General features: G+C 71.4%; 24 protein-coding genes. 14 read left to right on the top strand and 10 right to left on the bottom strand.

Annotated elements, in window-relative coordinates; genetic code table 11:
• Positions 1-89: 89 nt before the first annotated feature.
• Together AB5J55_RS06420 and AB5J55_RS06415 are read left to right on the top strand one after the other, a co-directional pair.
• Positions 90-1,094 carry a DMT family transporter gene (locus AB5J55_RS06420; RefSeq protein ID WP_369269734.1) on the top strand — a complete coding sequence of 335 codons (1,005 nt, stop codon included), beginning with the start codon at positions 90-92 and terminating at the stop codon, positions 1,092-1,094.
• Positions 1,095-1,273: 179 nt separating this feature from the next.
• Entirely contained in the window at positions 1,274-2,224 is a 951-nt protein-coding gene (locus AB5J55_RS06415; protein WP_369269733.1) for a DMT family transporter, read from the top strand.
• Between the two features lie 72 nt (positions 2,225-2,296).
• On the opposite strand, the gene AB5J55_RS06410 is transcribed toward AB5J55_RS06415, so the two are convergent.
• Both AB5J55_RS06410 and AB5J55_RS06405 read right to left on the bottom strand, forming a co-directional pair.
• Positions 2,297-2,929: an FMN-binding negative transcriptional regulator gene (locus AB5J55_RS06410; RefSeq protein ID WP_369269732.1), complete on the bottom strand. Its 633-nt coding sequence runs from the start codon at positions 2,927-2,929 to the stop codon at positions 2,297-2,299.
• Positions 2,929-3,612, bottom strand: coding sequence for a pyridoxamine 5'-phosphate oxidase family protein (locus AB5J55_RS06405; RefSeq protein WP_369269731.1), 684 nt, complete (start codon positions 3,610-3,612; stop codon positions 2,929-2,931). The genes AB5J55_RS06410 and AB5J55_RS06405 overlap by 1 nt, the downstream gene beginning before the upstream one ends.
• A gap of 59 nt (positions 3,613-3,671) precedes the next feature.
• Here AB5J55_RS06405 and AB5J55_RS06400 point away from each other — a divergent pair, with 59 nt between their 5' ends.
• On the top strand, positions 3,672-5,003 hold the full coding sequence (locus tag AB5J55_RS06400) for an aminotransferase class I/II-fold pyridoxal phosphate-dependent enzyme (protein ID WP_369269730.1): 1,332 nt from the start codon (positions 3,672-3,674) through the stop codon (positions 5,001-5,003).
• 25 nt (positions 5,004-5,028) lie between these two features.
• On the opposite strand, the gene AB5J55_RS06395 is transcribed toward AB5J55_RS06400, so the two are convergent.
• Entirely contained in the window at positions 5,029-6,054 is a 1,026-nt protein-coding gene (locus AB5J55_RS06395; RefSeq protein ID WP_369269729.1) for a DMT family transporter, read from the bottom strand.
• Between the two features lie 38 nt (positions 6,055-6,092).
• Between AB5J55_RS06395 and AB5J55_RS06390 the strand changes: the two genes are divergently transcribed.
• Positions 6,093-7,001 carry a LysR family transcriptional regulator gene (locus tag AB5J55_RS06390; protein WP_369269728.1) on the top strand — a complete coding sequence of 303 codons (909 nt, stop codon included), beginning with the start codon at positions 6,093-6,095 and terminating at the stop codon, positions 6,999-7,001.
• Between the two features lie 6 nt (positions 7,002-7,007).
• Here AB5J55_RS06390 and AB5J55_RS06385 read toward each other — a convergent pair whose 3' ends face one another.
• On the bottom strand, positions 7,008-7,475 hold the full coding sequence (locus AB5J55_RS06385) for a pyridoxamine 5'-phosphate oxidase family protein (RefSeq protein WP_369269727.1): 468 nt from the start codon (positions 7,473-7,475) through the stop codon (positions 7,008-7,010).
• 135 nt (positions 7,476-7,610) lie between these two features.
• Here AB5J55_RS06385 and AB5J55_RS06380 point away from each other — a divergent pair, with 135 nt between their 5' ends.
• Positions 7,611-8,261: a cysteine hydrolase gene (locus AB5J55_RS06380; RefSeq protein ID WP_369269726.1), complete on the top strand. Its 651-nt coding sequence runs from the start codon at positions 7,611-7,613 to the stop codon at positions 8,259-8,261.
• On the opposite strand, the gene AB5J55_RS06375 is transcribed toward AB5J55_RS06380, so the two are convergent.
• Entirely contained in the window at positions 8,248-8,733 is a 486-nt protein-coding gene (locus AB5J55_RS06375) for a Rieske (2Fe-2S) protein (protein WP_369269725.1), read from the bottom strand. The two genes, AB5J55_RS06380 and AB5J55_RS06375, sit on opposite strands and share 14 nt — an antisense overlap.
• 219 nt (positions 8,734-8,952) lie before the next feature.
• On the opposite strand from AB5J55_RS06375, the gene AB5J55_RS06370 reads away from it, so the two are divergent.
• Together AB5J55_RS06370 and AB5J55_RS06365 are read left to right on the top strand one after the other, a co-directional pair.
• Positions 8,953-9,717, top strand: coding sequence for a HipA family kinase (locus tag AB5J55_RS06370; protein WP_369269724.1), 765 nt, complete (start codon positions 8,953-8,955; stop codon positions 9,715-9,717).
• Positions 9,714-10,130: a DUF3037 domain-containing protein gene (locus tag AB5J55_RS06365; RefSeq protein WP_369269723.1), complete on the top strand. Its 417-nt coding sequence runs from the start codon at positions 9,714-9,716 to the stop codon at positions 10,128-10,130. The genes AB5J55_RS06370 and AB5J55_RS06365 overlap by 4 nt, the downstream gene beginning before the upstream one ends.
• 56 nt (positions 10,131-10,186) lie before the next feature.
• On the opposite strand, the gene AB5J55_RS06360 is transcribed toward AB5J55_RS06365, so the two are convergent.
• Complete coding sequence (locus AB5J55_RS06360; protein ID WP_369269722.1) at positions 10,187-10,732, bottom strand: excalibur calcium-binding protein; 546 nt, start codon at positions 10,730-10,732, stop codon at positions 10,187-10,189.
• Positions 10,733-11,030: 298 nt separating this feature from the next.
• On the opposite strand from AB5J55_RS06360, the gene fabG reads away from it, so the two are divergent.
• The 5 genes from fabG to AB5J55_RS06335 all read left to right on the top strand — a co-directional run bounded on the left by fabG (position 11,031) and on the right by AB5J55_RS06335 (position 15,779).
• Positions 11,031-11,792, top strand: coding sequence for a 3-oxoacyl-ACP reductase FabG (gene fabG / locus AB5J55_RS06355; protein WP_369269721.1), 762 nt, complete (start codon positions 11,031-11,033; stop codon positions 11,790-11,792).
• 18 nt (positions 11,793-11,810) lie between these two features.
• Positions 11,811-12,572, top strand: a complete 762-nt coding sequence (locus AB5J55_RS06350; RefSeq protein ID WP_369269720.1) for an SDR family oxidoreductase — start codon at positions 11,811-11,813, stop codon at positions 12,570-12,572.
• 227 nt (positions 12,573-12,799) lie between these two features.
• A complete protein-coding gene (locus AB5J55_RS06345; protein ID WP_369269719.1) occupies positions 12,800-14,380 on the top strand; it encodes an ABC transporter substrate-binding protein in 1,581 nt (526 codons plus the stop codon).
• A 118-nt stretch (positions 14,381-14,498) separates the two neighbouring features.
• The gene (locus tag AB5J55_RS06340; RefSeq protein WP_369269718.1) at positions 14,499-15,182 is read left to right on the top strand and encodes a uracil-DNA glycosylase; all 684 of its coding nucleotides are present in this window, start codon (positions 14,499-14,501) and stop codon (positions 15,180-15,182) included.
• Positions 15,183-15,302: 120 nt separating this feature from the next.
• A complete protein-coding gene (locus AB5J55_RS06335) occupies positions 15,303-15,779 on the top strand; it encodes a hypothetical protein (protein ID WP_369269717.1) in 477 nt (158 codons plus the stop codon).
• 111 nt (positions 15,780-15,890) lie between these two features.
• Here AB5J55_RS06335 and AB5J55_RS06330 read toward each other — a convergent pair whose 3' ends face one another.
• The 3 genes from AB5J55_RS06330 to AB5J55_RS06320 form a co-directional block, all read right to left on the bottom strand.
• A complete protein-coding gene (locus tag AB5J55_RS06330) occupies positions 15,891-16,391 on the bottom strand; it encodes a hypothetical protein (RefSeq protein WP_369269716.1) in 501 nt (166 codons plus the stop codon).
• Positions 16,392-16,503: 112 nt separating this feature from the next.
• Complete coding sequence (locus AB5J55_RS06325) at positions 16,504-17,013, bottom strand: DinB family protein (RefSeq protein WP_369269715.1); 510 nt, start codon at positions 17,011-17,013, stop codon at positions 16,504-16,506.
• A gap of 57 nt (positions 17,014-17,070) precedes the next feature.
• Complete coding sequence (locus AB5J55_RS06320; protein WP_369269714.1) at positions 17,071-17,661, bottom strand: TetR/AcrR family transcriptional regulator; 591 nt, start codon at positions 17,659-17,661, stop codon at positions 17,071-17,073.
• 124 nt (positions 17,662-17,785) lie between these two features.
• On the opposite strand from AB5J55_RS06320, the gene AB5J55_RS06315 reads away from it, so the two are divergent.
• Entirely contained in the window at positions 17,786-19,012 is a 1,227-nt protein-coding gene (locus AB5J55_RS06315; RefSeq protein ID WP_369269713.1) for an FAD-dependent monooxygenase, read from the top strand.
• Positions 18,984-19,889 carry a Gfo/Idh/MocA family protein gene (locus tag AB5J55_RS06310; RefSeq protein ID WP_369269712.1) on the top strand — a complete coding sequence of 302 codons (906 nt, stop codon included), beginning with the start codon at positions 18,984-18,986 and terminating at the stop codon, positions 19,887-19,889. The genes AB5J55_RS06315 and AB5J55_RS06310 overlap by 29 nt, the downstream gene beginning before the upstream one ends.
• On the opposite strand, the gene lnt is transcribed toward AB5J55_RS06310, so the two are convergent.
• Entirely contained in the window at positions 19,813-21,393 is a 1,581-nt protein-coding gene (gene lnt, locus AB5J55_RS06305) for an apolipoprotein N-acyltransferase (protein ID WP_369269711.1), read from the bottom strand. The genes AB5J55_RS06310 and lnt overlap by 77 nt on opposite strands.
• Positions 21,394-21,443: the final 50 nt, after the last annotated feature.

Genomic DNA, 21,443 nt, shown 5'->3' with positions numbered 1-21,443 from the left:
CCCCTGGCTCCCTCGCGGCGCGGTCCCGCCGTCCACTCGCTGAGACAGGTGTCATTGGGGGTGACGCTCATGTCATCCCCTGTCATCATGTGCCGGTGCGTATGTCTGAAAACAGTCACGCCGGCCGCGGCAAGGGCGTCGGGCTCGGTCTGGCGCTCGGTTCCGCGGTCGCCTTCGGAGGATCCGGTGTCGCAGCCAAGCCTCTGATCGAGGCGGGGCTCGACCCGCTGCACGTCGTGTGGCTCCGGGTCGCCGGCGCGGCCCTCGTGATGCTGCCGCTCGCCGTGCGCCACCGCGCGCTGCTGCGCCGCCGCCCCGCCCTGCTCGCCGGGTTCGGACTGCTCGGCGTGGCCGGTGTGCAGGCCTTCTACTTCGCCTCGATATCCCGTATCCCGGTCGGGGTCGCGCTGCTCGTCGAGTACCTCGCCCCCGCGCTCGTCCTCGGCTGGGTGCGGTTCGTGCAGCGGCGGCCGGTCACGCCCGCCGCTGCGGTCGGGGTCGTCCTCGCGGTCGGCGGACTCGCCTGTGTCGTCGAGATCTGGTCCGGGCTGAGCTTCGACGCGCTCGGACTGCTCCTCGCTCTCGGCGCCGCCTGCTGCCAGGTCGGCTACTTCGTCCTGTCCGACCAGGGCAGCGACTCCGGCGCCGACGCCCCCGACCCGCTCGGCGTGATCGCCTACGGCCTCCTCATCGGCGCCGGCGTGCTCACCGTGGTCGCCCGCCCCTGGACGATGGACTGGTCCGTGCTCGGCGGCACCGCGCACATGGGCGGCACCCCGGTCGCGGCCGTGCTGCTGCTGTCCTGGATCGTCCTGGTCGCCACGGTCATCGCGTACGTCACCGGCGTTGTCTCCGTACGCCGGCTCTCGCCGCAGGTCGCCGGCGTCGTCGCATGCCTCGAAGCGGTCATCGCGACCGTCCTCGCCTGGTTCCTGCTCGGCGAGCACCTCTCCGCGCCGCAGATCATCGGTGGAGCGGTTGTCCTGGCCGGCGCGTTCATCGCGCAGTCGTCGGCGCCCACGAAGGGTTCCCCCGAGCCGGTGGCGAGCGGCGGTCCGGAAAGGGATTTGTCGGCCCGCGAACCGGCCGCATAAGGTGCGGATCATGCACTCCACGGCACTCGTTCTTCCGCCTCCGGCCGCCTGAGGCGGGCCCTCCGGAACGCCTGCCCGGCGTCACGCCGGGCGGAACGGTGCTGCCCGCAGACGAAGTCCACGGATCCCGCTGAGCCGGGCTCCTTCCAGCACTTCTGCATGTCTGCGGAGAAAAAGTCGTGTCGAACACCGCTGTCTCCGGCCTGCCCATCGGGCGTGGCCTTCTCTATCTGATCGTCGCCGGTGCCGCCTGGGGCACCGCGGGCGCCGCCGCCTCCCTGGTCTACCGCGCCAGTGACATGGGACCGGTCGCCCTCTCCTTCTGGCGCTGCGCGATCGGGTTCGTGCTGCTGCTGGCCGTCCGCCTGCTGCGGCCGCGCCTGCCTGTGCAGGCGCGGACCGTCGCACCCGAGCCGCTCGGCCGCAAGGCGCTGCGGGCCGGGGCCACGGGCGTCGGGCTCGCCGTGTTCCAGACGGCGTACTTCGCTGCCGTCGACGTCACCGGACTCGCCGTGGGCACGGTCGTCACCCTCGGCGCCGGCCCGGTGTTCATCGCGCTCGGCGCCCGGCTGACGCTGGGGGAGCGGCTCGGCCGTGGTGGCGTCGCGGCCGTGGCCGGCGCGCTCATCGGGCTCGCGGTGCTGGCACTCGGCGGCGAGGGGCCGACCGTACGGCCGTGGGGCGTGCTGCTCGCGCTCGTGTCCGCGGCCGGGTACTCCGTGATGACTCTGCTGACGCGGATGTGGGGCCGCGACGGCGGGGCGGGCGCCGCCGGTACGTCCGTGCGGTCCTTTGCGGTCACCAGCCTGTGTCTGCTGCCGTTCGCCCTCGCCGAGGGACTCGTGCCGCACACGGCCGAACCCGTACGGCTGGGTTGGCTGCTGGCGTACATCGCGGCCGTCCCCACCGCCCTCGCGTACGCCCTCTACTTCGCGGGCGCTGCCGCCGTACGGTCGGCCACCGTGTCCGTGATCATGCTGCTGGAGCCGGTCAGCGCGGCGGTACTCGCCGTCCTCCTGCTCGGCGAACACCTGACGGCACCGACCCTCGCCGGCACCCTGCTGATGCTCGGGTCCGTCACAGGGCTGGCGGTGGCGGAGGCCCGGGGCGCGCGGCGGCTGCCGGCGTGAGCGTGAGGGGCCCCGCACCGCCCGGTGCGGGGCCCCTCGGGTGAGCGGAGGGCCGTTGAGCGCCCCTTCGCCTCAGGCCGGGCGGCGACGCAGCATGTGCTCGCGAGCCGCCGCGTCACCCGGACCGGCCCGCTCCGTCAGCTTCGCGGCGATCCGGTCCTGCACCTGCGCCGTGCGCCTGCCCGCGTACTTGAACTTCGCGCGCACGCCGGTGACTTCGAGGCGCAGCCCGCGGACGCCGGACAACAGCCTGCCGAACGGTGCCTCGCCGACCGCCACCTCCGCCGAGCCTCCCTCCGGCTGGAAGTGGCCGACCTGGCGGTTGAGGAGCTCGGCCTTCTCGGCCGGGTCGTCCACGACATGGGCCCGGCATCGGAGTTGGACCGCCGCGTAGAAGCTGGTCGGTTCACCGTGCTCGGGCGGCGCGTCCGGTGCCGCCTGCCACGGGCCCGGCACGTACGCGTAGTCGTCCACCACGCTCAGCACGACCTCGGGGTGCGCCAGCAGGGCGGGCCACATCGGGTTCGGTCGGGCCAGGTGGGTGACGACCTCGCCGCGCTCGGCGTCGTACGCGAAGTGCAGTGGCTGGGCGAACGGCGGCTCGCCGTCAAGGCCGTTGACGACGAGGTGCCCGAAGTCGTGGACGGCCAGCCACCGCTGCCACTCGGCGTCGTCGCGGGGCGCGTCCCAGGGGTGTATCAGCATCACAGCGCCCTGAGGTAGTCGGGAAGTTCGGTGCCGGGAGCCAGGTCGGGGTCGTCGACGGGCGCGTCGTAGCCCTTGCGCAGGGGGACGACGCCGGCCCAGTGGGGGAGGGTGAGGTCCTCGGGCTCGTCGTTCACGCCGCCGGTGCGGAGCTTGGCGGAGACCTCGTCGAGGTCGAGGCGGATGACGGCGGTGGCGGCCAGTTCCTTCTTGTTGGCGGGGCGGGAGTCCCGGGACCGGCCGGCCACGACGTGGTCGACGAGCGCGTCCAGGGCGGTTTGCTTCTCCTGCGGGTCCGTCACGTCGTACGCGGTGCCGTGCACCACCACGGACCGGTAGTTGATCGAGTGGTGGAAGGCCGAGCGGGCCAGGATCAGCGCGTCGACATGCGTGACCGTCAGGCACACCGGCAGTCCCGGGTCGGCCCGGCCGGTCATCCGCAGCGGGCGCGAACCCGTCGAGCCGTGGACGTAGAGCGTCTCACCGACCCGGGCGAACAGCGTGGGCAGCACGACCGGTGCGCCGTCGCGGACGAAGCCGAGGTGGCAGACGTAGGCCTCGTCGAGTATCGCGTGCACGAGCTCCTTGTCGTACGAGGCCCGGTCCGGGGAGCGCGTGGGGACCGTGCGGTCGGTCGCCGGATAGGCGGCGGGCTGCTGCGTCGGCTGTGTGGTCCCCTGCATTTCGGTCTCCCTTGCGATGTGCCTTGCGATCTTTATTGCACTAGTACATAATCTTCTTTGTGCTAGGAGGATATCGGATCGAAGGGCGTCGCGCAGCGGAGATTGCGTCGAGCGTCGAGCGTGCGGTGGGTGCCGGTGACCTGGAGCCGGGGCAAGTCCTCCCGCCCATGCGGGAGTTGGCTGTGGAGCTGGGCGTCAATCCCAACACCGTCGCGGCCGCCTACCGGATCCTGCGGGAGCGCGGGGTCATCGAGACGGCCGGGCGCCGGGGCAGCCGGGTGCGGCCCAAGCCGGCCACGACCGGGCGCGAGTCCATCCGGGTGGACGTGCCGGAGGGCGTACGGAACGTGGCCGGAGGCAACCCGGACCCCGCACTGCTGCCGCCCCTGGCCAAGGCGTTCGCCGCGGCCGCCGAGCAGAACGACCGGGAGCCCGTCATGTACGGGGACGCGGCCGTGGAACCGGAGCTGGCGCGCAGTGCGCGGGCGGCATTCGACGCCGACGGCGTCCCGGACGGGCCGATCGCCGTCGCCTCCGGCTCGCTCGACGTGATCGAACGAGTCCTCGCGGCCCATCTCAAGCCCGGCGACACCGTCGCCGTCGAGGACCCCGGCTGGGGCAGCCTGCTCGACCTCGCCCCGGCGGTCGGACTGCGGACCGCCCCTGTCGGCGTGGACGACGAGGGTCCGCTGCCGGACGACGTGCGCCGGGCTCTGGAGGCGGGAGCACGCGCCCTGATCGTCACCGACCGGGCGCAGAACCCGACGGGCGCGGCCGTGACCGCCGCACGCGCGCGTGCCCTGCGCTCCGTGCTGACGGACCACCCGGACGTGCTGCTCATCGAGGACGACCACGGCCACGGCATCGTCGACCTGCCTGTGCACGCCCTCGCCGGCACCACCCGCAGCTGGGCCTTCGTCCGCTCGGCCGCCAAGGCCTACGGCCCTGACCTGAGGCTCGCCGTCTTCACCGGCGACCCCGTCACCGTCGACCGGGTGCGCGGCCGCCAGCGCCTCGGTCCCGGCTGGGTGAGCCGCCTCGGTCAGCGGGCCCTGGTGCGGCTGTGGGCCGAGGGCGCCGTCGACCCGACGAGGGTGGCAGCGGCGTACGCCGCTCGCCGTGACGCACTGATCGCCGCGCTGGTGGAGCGGGGGATCACGGCGCACGGCCGCAGCGGCCTGAACGTGTGGGTCCCGGTACCCGACGAGACGGGCGCCGTGGCCCGACTGCTGCACGCCGGCTGGGCGGTGGCGCCGGGCGCGCGATTCCGAATGAGCGCTCCACCCGGAATCCGCATCACGGTCGCGACGCTCTCCCCGGACGAGGTCACCCCGCTGGCGGACGCGGTGGCCACGGCGGTGGCGTCGACGCCGGCGAGGAGCTACGCATGACACGGCTGGGCATGGCCGATCTCCATTACGCGCCCCGCTTCACCTGAGTAAGCGCCGCCCCCACAAGAACGATCACCGCCCCGACCGGTGTGGTCCAGGTCAACGACTCGCCGAGTACGGCAACGCCGGCCACCGTGGCGATGACAGGAATGAAGTACGTGACCATCTGAGCCGTGGTCGGCCCGACCTCCGCGACGAGCCCGTACTGAATCAGAACCGCGAGCCCCGTCCCGAGCGCCCCCAACGCCACGATCGCGAGCAGCGGCAGCATCGGAAAGCGGGTCGGCGCGGAGGTGAACACCGGCGTCACAACGGCGAGTTGCACCGCGGCGAGCAACAACTGCGCACCGGTGAGCGACAGATGCGACTCACTGGAGCCGGCCAGCGTACGCCGGATGTATATCCAGCCGATCGGGTAGCTCAAGGAGGCGAGCAGCGCCATCGCCGTCCCCGTGGCATCCAGCCCGTGAAAGCCCTGCCACGCCCCGAGCACGGTCAGAACGCCCAGGAAGCCGACCCCGAGCCCGGCGACCCTGATCCGAGTCGGCCGGTCCTCCGAGAGCGCGACCAGGGACAGGGCCATCCCCCACAGCGGCGAGGTCGCGTTGCAGATCCCCGCGAGCGTGGACGGGATCGTCAGCTCGGAGTACGCGAACAGGGAGAACGGCAGCGCGTTGAGCAGGAACGCGGCGACCGCCAGATGCCCCCAGGTCCGCACCCCCCGCGGCAGCCGCTCCCGCCTCACCGCCATCGCGACCGCGAGCACCGCCGTGCCGAACACCAGCCGACCCAGCGTGACCTGGAAGGGGGCGTAGCCGTCGGTGCCCACCTTGATGAGCAGGAAGCTGAAGCCCCAGATCAGGGACAGCGCGGCGAAGCGCAGCCGCCAGTCGAGGCGGGGGCGCGGGGCGGCCTCGGCCGGTTCGCGGGAGGCGGGGGAGGCGGGGCCGGTCGAGACGGAGTCAGTGGAAGCGGGGCCGGTGGAGACGGAGCCGGCGGAGGAGGCGATGCTCATGGCGGCAACGATCCGCCAAACGATCTCGTAGCACAATCGAGTTTTTCGGTGCGGTATCTCGTAGCATTGCTTACATGTTGAACCTGGAGCGCCTGCGCACCCTCGACGCCCTCGCCCGGCACGGCTCGGTCAGCGGTGCCGCCGAGGGCCTGCACATCACGACATCGGCCGTCTCGCAGCAGATGTCCAAGCTGGAGCGGGAGATCGGCCAGCAGCTCCTCGCCAAGAACGGCCGGGGTGTGCGGCTCACGGACGCGGGGCGGCTGCTCGCCGAGCACGCGGCGCGCATCCTGTCGCAGGTCGAGCTCGCCCAGTCCGATCTGGAGGCACAGCGCGGCCAGGTGGTCGGTGAGCTCCGGCTCGTCGCGTTCCCCACCGCCCTGCGGGGGCTGTTCCCCGCCGCGCTCACCACGCTGCGAGCCGGCCATCCGGCGCTGCGCCTGCGGACGAGGGAGCTGGAGCCCGAGGACGGAGTCGCCGCGGTGATCCGGGGGGACGCCGACGTGGCCGTCGTCCTCGACTGGTACAACAAGCCGCTGCCCATGCCGGAGGGGCTCGCCAAGGCCGCGATCCTCGACGACCGCGTGGAGATCGCCATGCCCGAGGGGCACCCGCTCGCCGACCGGCGGGAGGTCGACCTGGAGGACTTCGCGGACGACGAGTGGGTCGCCTGGCCCGAGGGCGAGTTCTGTCACGAGTGGCTGGTCTACACGCTGCGCACCAAGGGCATCGAGCCCCGTATCGCCCATCGCGCGGAGGAGCACCACACCCAACTCGCGCTGGTCGCCGCCGGTTTGGGAGTCTGTGTCGCGCCACGGTTGGGCCGTGACCCGATGCCGCCCGGGGTGCGGGTCGTGCCCGTGCGCCATCGGGTCCACCGGTATGTGTACGCGGTGTGGCGCGCGGACGCCGACCGCCGCCCGTCGATCCGGGCGGCGGTGGGGGCCCTCCAGGCGGCGGCCGAGAAGATCACCGGAGACTGATGGTGCCTAGCGCGAACCCAGTTTCCGGAAGTCCCAGGACACGATCTTCTGCGGCGTCAGCCGCATCCAGGCGTGCCTGCCGTCGTGCGGCATGTCGTCGAGGCCGAAGTTCTTGCGCGCGAACAGCGTCTCGGGGACGTCGAGTTCGGCGCGCAGCTCGCCGACGCGCGGGATCTCGCCCACGAACTCGACGGTGCCGGACAGCTCGACCCCGCGCAGCTGCTCGTACTCCTCGCCCGTGTCGATCACGACGGCGACCCGCGGATCACGGCGCAGCTCGGTCCACCGCTTGCTGCGGACCACCGAGTACAGCCACAGCGAGTTGCCGTCCCAGGCGAACCACAGCGCGCTGACATGCGGGAAGCCGTCGGCGGACACCGTGGCGACCCGGCAGGTGCGCTGCGTGGCGAGAAACTCGTCCAGCTCACCGGGCGTCATCATGATCTTCCGGCCCCGGCGTTGAGTGACGGTCATGCGGCCCCCTCTTCTCTCACGTCGTGCCAGAGGAGAGATCCTCTGACATCACGTCAGAAAAGGATGGGTCGTCTTCCGTCCACACGCAATGGTGGCTACGCTCGCCCGTCCACGCCGTCGGTCACAGGGGGAACCATGCCGTCGCCTGCAGAGCTCAGTGAACTCCTCGACCCCGCGACCACCGTCCTGCTCACCGTCGAATGCCAGCAGGGCGTCGTCGGACCGGACAGTGCGCTGCCCGAACTCGCCAAGGAGGCCCGCTCCTCGGGCGCCCTCGGCAACGTCGCCCGGCTGGTCGCCGCCGCCCATGAGAGCGGCGTCCAGGTGATCCACGCGATCGCCGAACGCCGCCCCGACGGTCGCGGTGCCAGCCACAACGCCCGCCTCTTCCGCGCCGCCGAACGGCTCCCCGTCCAGCAGCTGTCCGGAACGACGGCGGTACGCGTGGCGGCGCCGATCGGGGTCACCGACGAGGACCTCGTCGTACGACGACTGCACGGCCTGTCCCCGATCCAGGGCACCGACGTCGACGCACTGCTGCGCAACCTCGGCTGCCGCACGCTCGTCGTCACCGGTGTCTCGGCCAACGTCGCGATCCCCAACACCGTCTTCGACGCGGTGAACCGGGGATACGTCGTGGTCGTGCCCCGGGACGCCATCGCCGGGGTGCCCTCCGACTACACCCCGGCGATGATCCGCCACACCCTCGCTTTGGTCGCCACGGTCGCGACCACGGACGAGGTGCTGGGCGGCCTCAAGCGTCCGTCCCGGGTCAGGCGAGCGTGATCGAGTCGCCCGACACGCTGATCTGCTTGGCGGCCAGCGGCTGGGTCGCGGGCCCCTTCTTCACGCTGCCGTCGAGAACGGAGAACTGGCTGCCGTGACAGGCGCAGGAGAGGGTGTCCTCCTTGAGGTCCGTCATCGGGCAGTTCTGGTGGGTGCAGATGGTGGAGAAGGCCTTGTAGTCGCCCGCCGCGGGCTGCGAGACCACGACCTTCTCGTCGCTGAAGACCTTGCCACTGCCCTCCGGGATGTCGGCGGTCTTCGCGAGCGCCGCACCGCCCGCGCCGGCCCCGCCGGACGAGCCGCCCGCTTCGGTGGTCGCGCCGGCGCCGGCGCCCTGTTCGGTGGACGAGCCGGACGCGTCGTCGTCCGATCCGCACGCGGTCAGCGCAACGGCGAGCCCTGCCGCGCCGACCGCCGCCACGACGGTACGGCGGCTCGGACCCGACACGGGCTGAACTGATTCGCTGGTCATGCTGACGTTCCTTCCGGTCATTCGTGATCTGCCGAGAGGTACGGTCCGTTCGGACCGGCTGTTCAGACGCTGTCGAAATCCTGACCCGGTCCCGACTGGACGTGGGTAAAGCGGAGCTGTCGGTTCCCTGTCGAGGGCTGTCGGTTTGCTGTCGACGCGGCGGCGCACCACACCCCGGGCCGCCCCCGGACGCCGTCCCCGCGCCAGTAACCTGGGGCGATGCTCAAGGAAGTCATCGCGACCCGCTACATCACGCCGCTGCGTGAGGGCGGCTCACTGCCGGGACTCGTCGAGGCCGACGACTTCGGGACGTACGTCATGAAGTTCACCGGCGCCGGACAGGGCCGCAAGACGCTCATCGCGGAGGTCGTCTGCGGTGAACTCGCCCGCAGGCTGGGCTTCCGGGTGCCCCGGCTGGTGACGGTGGAGCTCGACACGGTGCTGGGGCTCGGCGAACCGGACCAGCAGGTACAGGAGTTGCTCAGGTCCAGCGGCGGCACCAACCTCGGCATGGACTTCCTCTCCGGCGCGCTCGGCTTCGACCCCCTCGCCTTCGAGGTGAGCCCCGAGGACGCCGGCCGAGTCGTCTGGTTCGACGCCCTCGTCAACAACGTCGACCGGTCCTGGCGCAACCCCAACCTGCTGATGTGGCAGGGCGAACTGTGGCTCATCGACCATGGCGCGACCATGATCTGGCAGCACAACTGGCCCGGCGCACAGGCCTCGGCGGAGCGCCCGTACGACGCCTCCGACCACGCCCTCGCCCGCTTCGCCCCCGACGTGCGGGCAGCCGCCGCCGAGTTGGCGCCGCTGGTCACCGAGGACCTGCTGACCGAGGTGACCGCCGAGATCCCGGACGCCTGGCTGGCCGCCGAGCCCGGCTTCGACACCGCGGACGACCTCAGGCGGGCCTACGCCCGGCCGCTGCTGGCACGGGCAGTCGTCGTCCACGAACGCGTCACCGGAATCGAGGGGACCAAGTGAGCGACCGCCACTTCATCAAGCCGGGCCAGGGCGGCGACCGCGACGTCTTCGAGTACGCCGTCCTGCGCGTCGTACCCCGCGTCGAGCGCGGCGAGTGCATCAACGCCGGAGTGCTCGTGTACTGCCGGGCGAAGTCCTACGTCGCTGCCCGGACCCACCTGGACGAGACCAGACTGCGCGCGCTGGACCCCGATGCCGACGTCGCCGGGGTACGGGCCGCACTCCGTGCCGTCGAGGGTGTCTGCGCGGGCGGCGACGCGGCGGGGCAGGCCGCGGGCGACGACCCGGGGCGACGCTTTCGCTGGCTGATCGCGCCCCGCTCGACGGTCGTGCAGCCCGGACCCGTGCACACGGGGCTCACCGCCGATCCGGCGGCCGAGACGGAGCGACTGCTGGACCTGCTGGTGCGGTGATCACCCCCGCGTCGGCACCGCACGTGCGTCGGGCGTCAGTGCACGCGCGTCGGGCGTCAGCCCCTGCGCCGCTTCAGCACATGACCGGCGGCGAGCGCGGAGCCCGTGACGAAGGCCAGGCCGATGGCGATGTCCCAGCCGCCGGGGCCGGACGTCGTGGCGCCGCCGATCCCGCCTCGCGTGCCGCGGGTCGGGGTGGCGGTGGCACGAGGAGTGGCAGGTGTGGCGGTGGCACGTGGAGTCGCAGGTGTGACAGGAGCGGCCGGAGTGGCCGGCGTGGCAGGAGTGATGGCAGCGTCTGGAGTCTCAGGCGTCACGGGCGCCGAGGAACGGGTCCTGGGCCGCGTCGTGGACGAGGTGAGGCCCCCGTCGTCCCCGTTGCCGCCGCGACGGGGCAGCGTCTCGCAGGCGATCCCGTCGTCCCGTCCCTGATCCTCGTCGAGCCGATGAGGATCGTTGCGGTCCGAGTCGAAGAGAGCCTGCGCGTCCTCCTGGAAGGTGAAACTGCGGCAGTCCAGATCCTGTGCGTGAGCGGGTTCGGCGAACGGCACAATCGCGGCGATCACGAACAGCGTGCCGACGGCACCGGTGCGACGGCGCATGGAGCGCCTCCTTTCCGGCCATCGATGACTTCGCGCTTCGACGCTAGGTGCCCTTGTGCTCGGCGGCTCGCAGCCGTAGGCCGTTCGGGTGTGCACGGCGGGACACGGCCGAGCGGGGACCATGGCTGGGTACGCCCGGTTCGCGCCGGGCGTACGGGGAATCGATCACACGCAGCCGGTCGGCCGTTGACACCGGGTGCCAGGGCTTCTAGCGTCACGTCTTGCTGAAGGTACTAAGCGGTCGCTCACCATCGGGCGCGCCGCACGAGCCGCATCTCGAGGGCGAGGAGAACCAGCAATGTCCACCACTGAGCAGCGGGTCGCCGTGGTTACCGGCGGAGCGCGGGGCATCGGTGCCGCCACCGCCGTACGACTGGCCGCAGAGGGCCGCGCGGTCGCCGTGATCGACCTCGACGAGGCCGCCTGCAAGGACACCGTGGAGAAGATCACCGCGGCCGGCGGCAAGGCCCTCGCGGTCGGCTGCGACGTCTCCGACGAGGCACAGGTCGAGGCGGCCGTCGCACGGATCGCCGAGGAGCTCGGCGCTCCTACGATCCTGGTCAACAATGCGGGTGTGCTCCGCGACAACCTGCTGTTCAAGATGAGCGTCGCCGACTGGGACACCGTCATGAACGTGCACCTGCGCGGCGCCTTCCTGATGTCCAAGGCCTGCCAGAAGCACATGGTCGACGCGGGCTTCGGCCGGATCGTCAACCTCTCCTCGTCCTCCGCGCTCGGCAACCGCGGCCAGGTCAACTACTCCGCGGCCAAGGCCGGTCTCCAGGGCTTCACCAAGACCCTCGCCAAGGAGCTCGGCAAGTTCGGCGTCACCGCCAACTCCGTCGCGCCCGGCTTCATCGCCACCGAGATGACCAAGGCCACCGCCGACCGCGTCGGCATGGGCTTCGAGGACTTCAAGGCCGCCGCCGCCACCCAGATCCCGGTCGCGCGGGTCGGCGAGCCGGACGACATCGCCAACGCGATCGCCTTCTTCACGGGCGAGGCGGCCGGATTCGTCTCCGGCCAGGTGCTGTACGTCGCCGGCGGACCGCTCGACTAGGACTGGGAAGACACGGACATGACTGAACTGCCTGAACTCTCCGGCAAGGTCGCCCTCATCACGGGCGCCAGCCGAGGCATCGGCTACGGCGTCGCCGAGGCGCTCGTCGCGCGCGGCGACCGCGTGTGCATCACCGGCCGCAACGAGGACGCCCTCAAGGAGGCCGTCGAGCAGCTCGGCGCCGACCGCGCCATCTACGTGGCGGGCAAGGCGCACGACGAGGCCCACCAGGCCGTCGCCGTCGAGCGCACCATGGAGGCCTTCGGCCGCGTCGACCACCTGGTCAACAACGCCGGTACGAACCCGGTGTTCGGGCCGATCGCCGACCTCGACCTGGGAGTCGCGCGCAAGGTCTTCGAGACCAACGTGATCTCGGCGCTCGGCTTCGCGCAGAAGACCTGGCACGCCTGGCAGAAGGACAACGGCGGCGCGATCGTCAACATCGCCTCCGTCGCGGGGATCGCGCCGTCGCCGTTCATCGCGGCCTACGGCGTCAGCAAGGCCGCGCTGATCAACCTGACCCAGCAGCTGGCGCACGAGTTCGCGCCCAAGGTGCGGGTCAACGCGATCGCCCCGGCCGTGGTGAAGACCAAGTTCGCGCAGGCCCTGTACGAGGGCCGGGAGGCGGAGGCCGCCGCGGCCTACCCGCTGGGCCGGCTCGGCGTGCCCTCCGACATCGGCGGAGCCGCCGCATTCCTCACCTCGGACCAGTCCGACTGGGTCACCGGGCAGACGCTGGTCGTCGACGGCGGCATCTTCCTCAACGCCGGCGTCGGCTGACGGAGGGGACCGCTGCACGGTCGACACGAGACCTCGACACGGGCGCCGCTGGACACCAGCGGCGCCCGTGTCGACGTATCAGGAGATCCCGATCAGGAGACGAACGACCGGTGACAACGTAGTCACCACAAGATCGAACAAGTGCTCATTGAGACGGGAGGTCCGACGGCCGGAACACTGCGGTATGGTCTGCCGACCCTTGGTATGGCAGATCGAGGAGCGTGCGCGTGTTCAACTGGATCCGACGCCTGCGGCAGGTGGCGGCCATCGCGTCCATATCGTCCCTGGTGGCAGGGTGCGGAGTCCTCTCGTCCGATTCGACGGACGAGGAGGGGCCGATCGTCGTGGGCACCACCGCAGCCCCCAGCACCCTTGATCCCGCCGCGTCCTGGGACAGCTCCTGGGAACTGTTCCGCAACATTTATCAGACACTGCTCAGCTATCCCTCGGGCTCGACGGCACCGGAGCCCGACGCCGCCGAGAGCTGCCAGTTCACCGACAGTTCGAGCATGAAGTACCAGTGCGAGCTGCGCGAGGGCCTGAAGTTCTCCGACGGGCACGCGCTCGACGCGAAGGCCGTCAAGTACTCGATCGACCGGATCCGGAAGATCAACGTCAACGGTGGCCCCGCCGGTCTGCTCGGCAGCCTCGAACGAGTCCAGGTGCTGAACGACCGCGAGGTCGTCTTCCACCTCAACAAGGCCGACGCCACCTTCCCGTTCGTGCTCGCCACGCCCGCGATGTCGATCGTCGACCCCGGGGACTACCCGGCGGACAAGCTGCGCGAGGACGGCACCATCGTCGGATCCGGGCCGTACACCCTGGAGTCCTACGAGGAGGGCAAGCGAGCCGAACTCGTCAAGAACGACGGCTACCAGGGGTACGCGGAGCGCAAGAACGATGCGGTAACCATCCGTTACTTCCAGGACTCGCCCCCCATGGTCGCGGCCCTGCGCAACAAGGAGCTCGACGTCGCCTTCCGTGGCCTCGCCGCCGACGACATCGTCGATCTCCAGGCCGACGATGACGACGAGCTCCAGCTGATCGAGGGCTCCGGCACCGAGATCAACTACCTGGTCTTCAACCCGAAGGACCCGATGGCGGGCAAGTCCGCCGTCCGCAAGGCCATCGCCCAGGTCATCGACCGCCCGGCGATCGCCCACAAGGTCTACCGGGACACCGTCGAGCCGCTGTACTCCATGGTCCCCAAGGGTCTGACCGGCCACACCACGGGCTTCTTCGACGACTACGGCGAGCCCAGCGCGGCCAAGGCCCGCGAGATCCTCGCCGACGCGGGCATCACGACCCCGGTCCCGCTCAAGCTCTGGTACACCAGCGACCGCTACGGCTCCGCGACCAAGGCGGAGTTCGAGGAGCTGAAGAGCCAGCTGGAGAAGTCCGGTCTCTTCGAGATCACCCTCAAGAGCCGCCCGTGGAAGACGTACGTCGCCGGATACCAGAAGGGCGAGTACCCGGTGTTCGGGCGTGGCTGGTTCCCCGACTTCCCGGACGCCGACAACTTCATCGCGCCGTTCGTAGGCGAGCAGAACGCGCTGGGCACGCCGTACGTGACGCCCAAGATCACCGAGACCCTGCTGCCCAACTCCCGCGCGCAGAGCGACCGGGCCAACGTGGTCAAGGACTTCGAGGACGCCCAGCGCATCCTCGTCGACGACGCGCGACTGCTGCCGCTGTGGCAGGGGCGGCAGTACGTGGCCGCGAGCGCCGAGGTCTCGGGCGCCGAGCGGGCGCTCGACCCGTCGACGATCATGATGATGGGTGAGCTGTACCGCAAGACCAGCTGGTAGCGGTGGGATGTGCGGTGGGCGGGGCGATTGTCAGTGGCCGCCTGTAGGTTCTGTGGCCTGGAGGTGACCGCAGCGCGGTCGCCTCTCACCGTTCGCCGTACATCGTAAGGAAGTTGACGTGACCGACATCGCCATGCTGCCCGAGTCCTGGCGCGGGGTTCTGGGCGACGAGCTTCAGCAGCCCTACTTCAAGGAGCTGACCGAGTTCGTCGAGGAGGAGCGGGCGAAGGGTCCCGTCCACCCGCCGCGCGACGAGGTCTTCGCCGCGCTGGACGCGACGCCGTACGAGCAGGTGAAGGTCCTGATCCTCGGCCAGGACCCCTACCACGGCGAGGGCCAGGGCCACGGTCTGTGCTTCTCGGTGCGCCCCGGCGTGAAGACGCCGCCGTCGCTGCGCAACATCTACAAGGAGATGAAGGAGGAGCTCGGCCTCCCCGTCCCCGACAACGGCTATCTGATGCCCTGGGCCCAGCAGGGCGTCCTGCTGCTCAACGCGGTGCTGACGGTTCGCGGCGGCGAGGCCAACTCGCACAAGGGCAAGGGCTGGGAGAAGTTCACCGACGCTGTGATCCGGGCCGTGGCCCACCGGCCCGATCCCGCGGTGTTCGTGCTGTGGGGCAACTACGCGCAGAAGAAGCTCCCGCTCATCGACGAGACGCGGCACGTGGTGGTCAAGGGCGCGCATCCCTCGCCGCTGTCGGCGAAGAAGTTCTTCGGCTCCCGCCCCTTCACGCAGATCAACGAGGCGGTGGCCCGGCAGGGGCACGACCCCATCGACTGGCGGATCCCGGACCTGGGCTGAGCCGCGGCCGGGCCGGTCCTGCCCCGGACCGGCCCGGTGCCGTACGGAGCCGCCTGACCGGGTTTGGCGGTGAGGGCCGTTAGCGTCGAGGGATCAGCCGACGATGGCCCGGAGGACGCGGTGGCGGAGCGACAGGAGCGTACGGCGCCCGATGCCGTGCTGACGCGGATCGGGCAGGTCGTCATGCTGCACCACGCGGGGGACCGCGAGGAGGCACGGCGCCGGCTGCTGGACCTGTGGACGGAGCTCGGCGAGGACGGCGACCCGCTGCACCGCTGCACCCTGGCGCACTACCTGGCCGACACACAGGACGACCCCTCGGACGAACTGGCATGGGATCTGCGGGCGTTGACCGAGGCCGAGGGGGCCGGTGCCGGTGCAGGCGACGGACATGACGCGCCGGCCGTACGGGCCCTGTATCCCTCGCTGCACCTGAATCTGGCCGCCGACTATGTGAAGCTCGACCGCGCCGAGGCCGCCCGCGTCCATCTGCGCCGGGCACGGGGAGCGGCGGGGGCCTTGGCGGACGACAGGTATGGGGACGGGGTGCGGGCGGAGATCAGGCGGTTGGAGGTGTGGTTGGGGGAGGGGCCGTAGCGGCAGACGGGGGCGGAGGACGGCCGTAGCGGGAGCCGGGGGAGGCCGGGGGCCCCGGCGGCACCAAGGAGGGCGGCGCATGCCGCGTACCCGCCTCCGCGCCCCCGCCGCTCAATGGCCGTACGTCTGCTCGCAGATCCTCGACTCCGGGCTGTCGGCCCGCCAGCCGCCGTACTGCTTGCCCAGCGCGCAGACGTTCGTGTTCTTCGGGACCTCCGGGCGGGTCGAATCCGGCACGTCGGGGATCTTGACCGACGGCGCCTTCGGGACCTTGGGGGCCGGGCGGCGGGGCTCCTGGTGCTCGGGACGGGAGTGGGGCTGCGAGCGAGGGGCCGGTGGTGTGTGCGCCGGGGGCGGGGAGCCGGGTGACGTGGAGTGCGCGGCGGACGACGAGGGGGTCGGACGGCGGGACGGGCCGATGAACGCCAGGGCCTCGCGGGCCGGTGCCTGCACGATCTCCGGGTCCCTGTGCCCGCTCGGGACCGGCGCCGCCGGCTGGGACGGTGTCGGCGGCGCGTCGGACGCCGGCGGGCGCTGGACCGTCGTACAGCCGGAGAGGGCCGAGACGGCCATGGTGACCAGGAGCGTTGCGGTGGTCGTCGTTCGATGCACCCGCGCAACTCTGCTGGGTTCAGCGGCCGTTGGGACAGCGGACGAGCGAACCTTGCTTCCTACGGGTGATCTCTGACCCCGTAAGGGCGGCCCGATCCCGCCGCCGCTGACGTCAGTCGCCGGTGGCGCCGTCGACACGCTCGCGGAGCAGGTCGGCGTGGCCGTTGTGACGGGCGTACTCCTCGATCATGTGGGTGATGATCCAGCGCAGATTGAAGGGCTCGCCCCGCCGGCTCCTGCCCTTGGAGATGTCGTTCAGGCCGAAGCCGGCCGCATTGCGACGGGCGTTGTCGATCTCGGTCTGCCAAGTCGCGTGCGCCTCGTCCCAGGTGTCGGCCTCGGTGAAGTGGAAGTCGCCGTCCGGGTCGTCCTCGCTGCAGTAGAGCACCCCGAGGTCCTCGTCCAGGAGGATCTCGTGGAACCAGAACCGCTCCACCTCCGCCATGTGCCGCACCAGCCCCATCAGGGTCAGCTCGGACGGCTCCACGGAGGCGGTCCTGAGCTGGGCGTCGGTCAGGCCCTCGCACTTCCAGGCGAGGGTCTGCCGGTGGTAGTCCAGCCAGCCCTCCAGCATGGTGCGCTCGTCGGCGGTGGTGTCGGGCTCATGGCGTTCGATGGTCATGCCCGCATCGTTTCTCAACTCGATTTTTTTGACCAGGAGTTATCGCGGTCGGACGGCTCACCGGCCGAACATCCCGTCGAGCAGTTCGCGCAGGCTCGCCCGCACCTCCGCCGGCCCCGGCGTCTGCGAGCTGAAGGACCCGGCGACGCAGCTGAACATCAGCCCGTCCGCCCAGGCGACCAGTGACAGCACGTGCCGTGCCGGGTCCGTCGACCCCATCGCGGTCACCAGGGTGGTGAGCTGGTCGCGGAAGCGGGCGCCGGTCGCGTCGAAGTAGGCGCGCAGCTCAGGGCGGCGCGTGGCCTCCAGGGCCAGTTCGTAGCGGGCCAGCGTCAGTTCGCGGTTGCGGGTCAGGGCGCGGTGTGCGGCCAGGGCCAGGCCGTCGACCAGCGAGTCGAGGCCGCCGCGCGGGTCGGGCAGCTCCTCCAGGGCCAGTACCCGCGCCTCGCGGTCGGCGAGCCGCCGCACCGCCAGTTCCAGCAGTGCTTGCCGGGTACGCGCCAGATTGGACGTCGAGCCCTGGGGAAGGCCGGCCGTCTCGTCGACCGCCCGGTGCGTCAGCCCGCGCATCCCGCGCTCGGCGAGCAGCGCGAGGGCGGTGTCGGCGACGAGATCGGAGCGCGCGGCGCGCGGGGTGTGCTCGGACATGGAGATCAACCTACCTCTCGCACTACGTCTGTAGTACGTCGAACTGCGTCTGTAGTGCATCGAACTACAGCTGTAGTACAGTCGACGCACTGAGCACTACATCTGTAGTCACGCAGGAGGAGCCATGGCACAGTCCAAGCGGGCCGTCGTGATCGGCGGCGGCATCGGAGGCCTGACAGCGGCCGCCGCGCTGCACCAAAGCGGCTGGGAGGTCACCGTTCTGGAGCGGGCCCCGTCCCTGGAGCCGGTCGGTGCGGCCATCTCCCTCGCGCCCAACTCCCTGCGCGCGCTGGACGTCATCGGCCTCGGCGACGAGATCCGCGACCTGGCCGCCTGGCAGGGCGACGGGGGAGTACGCACACCATCCGGACGCTGGCTCTCCCGCACCGACGCCGACGCGGTCGCCGCACGCTTCGGCGGCCCCCTCGTCCTCCTTCACCGGGCCACCCTCATCAACAGTCTCGCCGCACTGCTCCCGTCCGGAGCCGTCCGCACCGGAGTCGCCGCGACCGTCACCGACCCCGGCGACTCCGACCGTCCGGCGCGCGTGGCGACATCGGACGACGAGATGGAGGCCGACCTCGTGGTGGCCGCCGACGGCATCCGGTCCGGCGTCCGCCCCGTGCTCTTCCCGGACCATCCCGGCACCGTCTACTCCGGTTTCACCACATGGCGGATGGTGCTCCCGGTGCCCGGCGCGGAGTTCGCCTCGCACGAGTCCTGGGGCCGGGGCCGCATCTGGGGCTCGCACCCGCTCAAGGACGGCCGGGTCTACGCATACGCCGCCGCGATCACGCCCGCCGCAGAGCGCGCTCCCGACGACGAGAAGGCCGAACTGCTGCGCCGCTACGGCGACTGGCACGACCCGATCCCCGCGATCCTCGCCGCCGCCCGCCCCGAGGACGTCCTGCGTCACGACGTCCACCACATCGCCGAGGCGCTGCCCGCCTACCACCGCGGGCGGGTCGCCCTGGTCGGGGACGCCGCGCATGCTATGCCGCCGATGCTCGGGCAGGGCGGCAACCAGGCCATCGAGGACGCCGTGGTCCTCGCCCACCACTGCGGCGACCTCGCCGCCTACACGGCAGCCCGCCTCCCGCGTACGACCGCCCTCGCCCGCCAGGCCGTCAAGGTCGCCCGCCTCAACCTGATGACCGGCCGCGCCGCGACCGTCGTACGGAACACCACACTCGCGGGCCTGTCCAAGGTCGCGCCCGCGTTGTTCCTGCGGAGCTTCGAGGCGATCGCCGACTGGGGGCCGCCGCAGCAGCCGTATGCTTCCAGGCAGACCCCGGCAGGCAAGCAGTTGAGGAGAACACCCCGTGAAGGTCGGCTGCATCGGACTCGGTGACATCGCGCAGAAGGCCTACCTGCCGGTGCTGGGTGTGCAGCCCGGGGTCGAACTGCACCTGCAGACCCGTACGCCCGCGACGCTCGCCCGGGTCGCGGACGGCCTCCATCTGCCGGCGGAGCGGCGGCACACGGACCTCGACTCGCTCCTCGCCCAGGGCCTAGACGCCGCCTTCGTGCACGCTCCCACCGTCGTGCACCCGGAGATCGTGACCCGGCTGCTGGAGGCGGGCGTGCCGACGTACGTCGACAAGCCGCTCGCCTATCAACTCGCCGACTCCGAGCGGCTGGTGGCGCTCGCCGAGCGGCGGAACGTGAGCCTCGCCGTCGGCTTCAACCGGCGCTACGCCCCCGGGTATGCGCAGTGCGCCGACCATCCGCGCGAGCTGATCCTGATGCAGAAGAACCGGATCGGGCTGCCGGAAGAGCCGCGCTCGATGATCCTGGACGACTTCATCCACGTCGTGGACACCCTCCGCTTCCTCGCGCCCGGCCCCGTCGACGACGTGACCGTGCGCGCCCGCGTCGAGGGCGGGCTGCTGCACCATGTCGTGCTGCAGCTCGCCGGGGACGGCTTCACCGCGCTCGGCGTGATGAACCGGCTCAGCGGATCGGCCGAGGAGATCCTCGAGGTGTCCGGGCAGGACACCAAGCGTCAGGTCCTCAACCTCGCCGAGGTCGTCGACCACAAGGGCCAGCCGACCGTGCGGCGGCGCGGCGACTGGGTGCCGGTGGCCCGGCAGCGCGGCATCGAGCAGGTGGTGCTCGCCTTCCTCGACGCCGTGCGTGCGGGCAAGGTGCTCAGCGCCCGGGACGCGCTGGCGACCCATGAGCTGTGCGAGCGGGTCGTACGCGCGGTGCAGGAGCAGGGCGCCTGAACCGGGGCCGCAGGGTCCGAACGCCCTCGGTCGCGGCCCACGCGGCCATGATCAGCAGCGCCGCCTGCAGCGGCCAGTCGCCGAAGCGGACGTACGGCGTGACACCGTCGGCCAGCGGAACCTCGTAGACCGTACTGGTGCTCTCGCTCGTCCCCAGCCAGGAACCCATGCGCTGTCCGCTGGGGCCGTACACGGCGGAGACGCCGGTCAGCGTCGCGTGCACCATCGGCCGGCCGGTCTCTGCGGCGCGCAGTGCGGCTAGCGAGGCGTGCTGCTCCGGGGCCCAGCTCTGCTGGAACGTCGAGGTCGCCGACTGGGCGATCAGCACCTCGGCGCCGCGGTCGACGAGGTTGCGGCTCATGTCGGAGAACGCGGACTCGAAGCAGACCATCGGGCCGATGCGCAGCCCGTGCCCGGTGTCCATCACGACCTGCTCGGTGCCGCGCCGGCGGTCCTCGGCGGCGGCCTTGCCGACGGAGGTGGCCCAGCCCAGCATCGAGCGCAGCGGTATGTACTCCCCGAAGGGCACCAGCCGCATCTTGTCGTAGCGGTCGCCGGTCGGGCCGTCCGGGCCGACGAGGATCGAGCTCTTGTAGATGCCGGGCCGGTCGGAGCGCTGCGCGTCCACGTTGACCAGGATGTTCGCCCCCGTCTCGCGGGACAGCGCCGCGAGCCGGCGCGCGAAGTCGGGCCGGTCGTCGAGGTCGTAGCCGACGCTGCTCTCGCCCCAGACGACCAGGTCGACGCCCCGGCCGGCCAGCTCGCGGGTGAGGTGCTCCTCCCGGTCGAAACGCCGCTCGGGCCTGTCCGCGCCCTGGATGACGCCCGGCTGCACCACGGCTATCCGGACTCGGTCCTCCACGTCCGGTCGCGGGGACCACACCCAGGAGGCCGAGGCGGCGACGGCCGTGGCGAGCAGCCCGGCCAGTGCGGGGATCCGGCACCTGCGCAGCACCACCAGCACGGCGACCGCGACATTGACGGCCACTATCAGGAAGGTGATCAGCCACACGCCGCCCACCGAGGCGACCCGCAGCGCGGGTTCCACCTCCCACTGACTGGAGCCGAGCACGCCCCACGGCCCGCCGAGTTCCTGCCAGGAGCGGACGAGCTCGATCAGCAGCCAGCCGGACGGCAGCACGACGAGGGCCGCCGCGACCCGCCCCGGAGACGGCCGCGCGGCCAGGAAGCGGCGCACCAGCCAGCCCCAGGGGGCCCACAGCGCGCCCAGCAGGGCGGCGATGACGAACGTGAACACATGCAGGTTCGGCAGCAGCCAGTGGTGCATCGCCAGCATGAAGCCGAAGCCGCCCCACCAGCCGTCGTGCAGCGCCCGCCGTCCGCTCGGGGCGGAGCGCAGCAGCGCGATCCACGGAACCAGGGCGACGTAAGCGAACCACCACCACGACGGCTCGGGGAAGGCCAGCACGGGCAGTGCGCCGGCCAGAACGGCGGTGATCGAACGCCGCCACCGGGAGGTGAGCCAGTGGTTGATCGTCTTCATGTATCGCCTCCTACCCCGTGGTCCTTCCAGTGTGCGGCCAGGCACTGACA

The sequence above is a fragment of the Streptomyces sp. R11 genome (genome assembly GCF_041051905.1).
Classification (GTDB): Bacteria; Actinomycetota; Actinomycetes; order Streptomycetales; family Streptomycetaceae; genus Streptomyces.
This window is presented reverse-complemented; position numbering and strand designations above follow the sequence as displayed.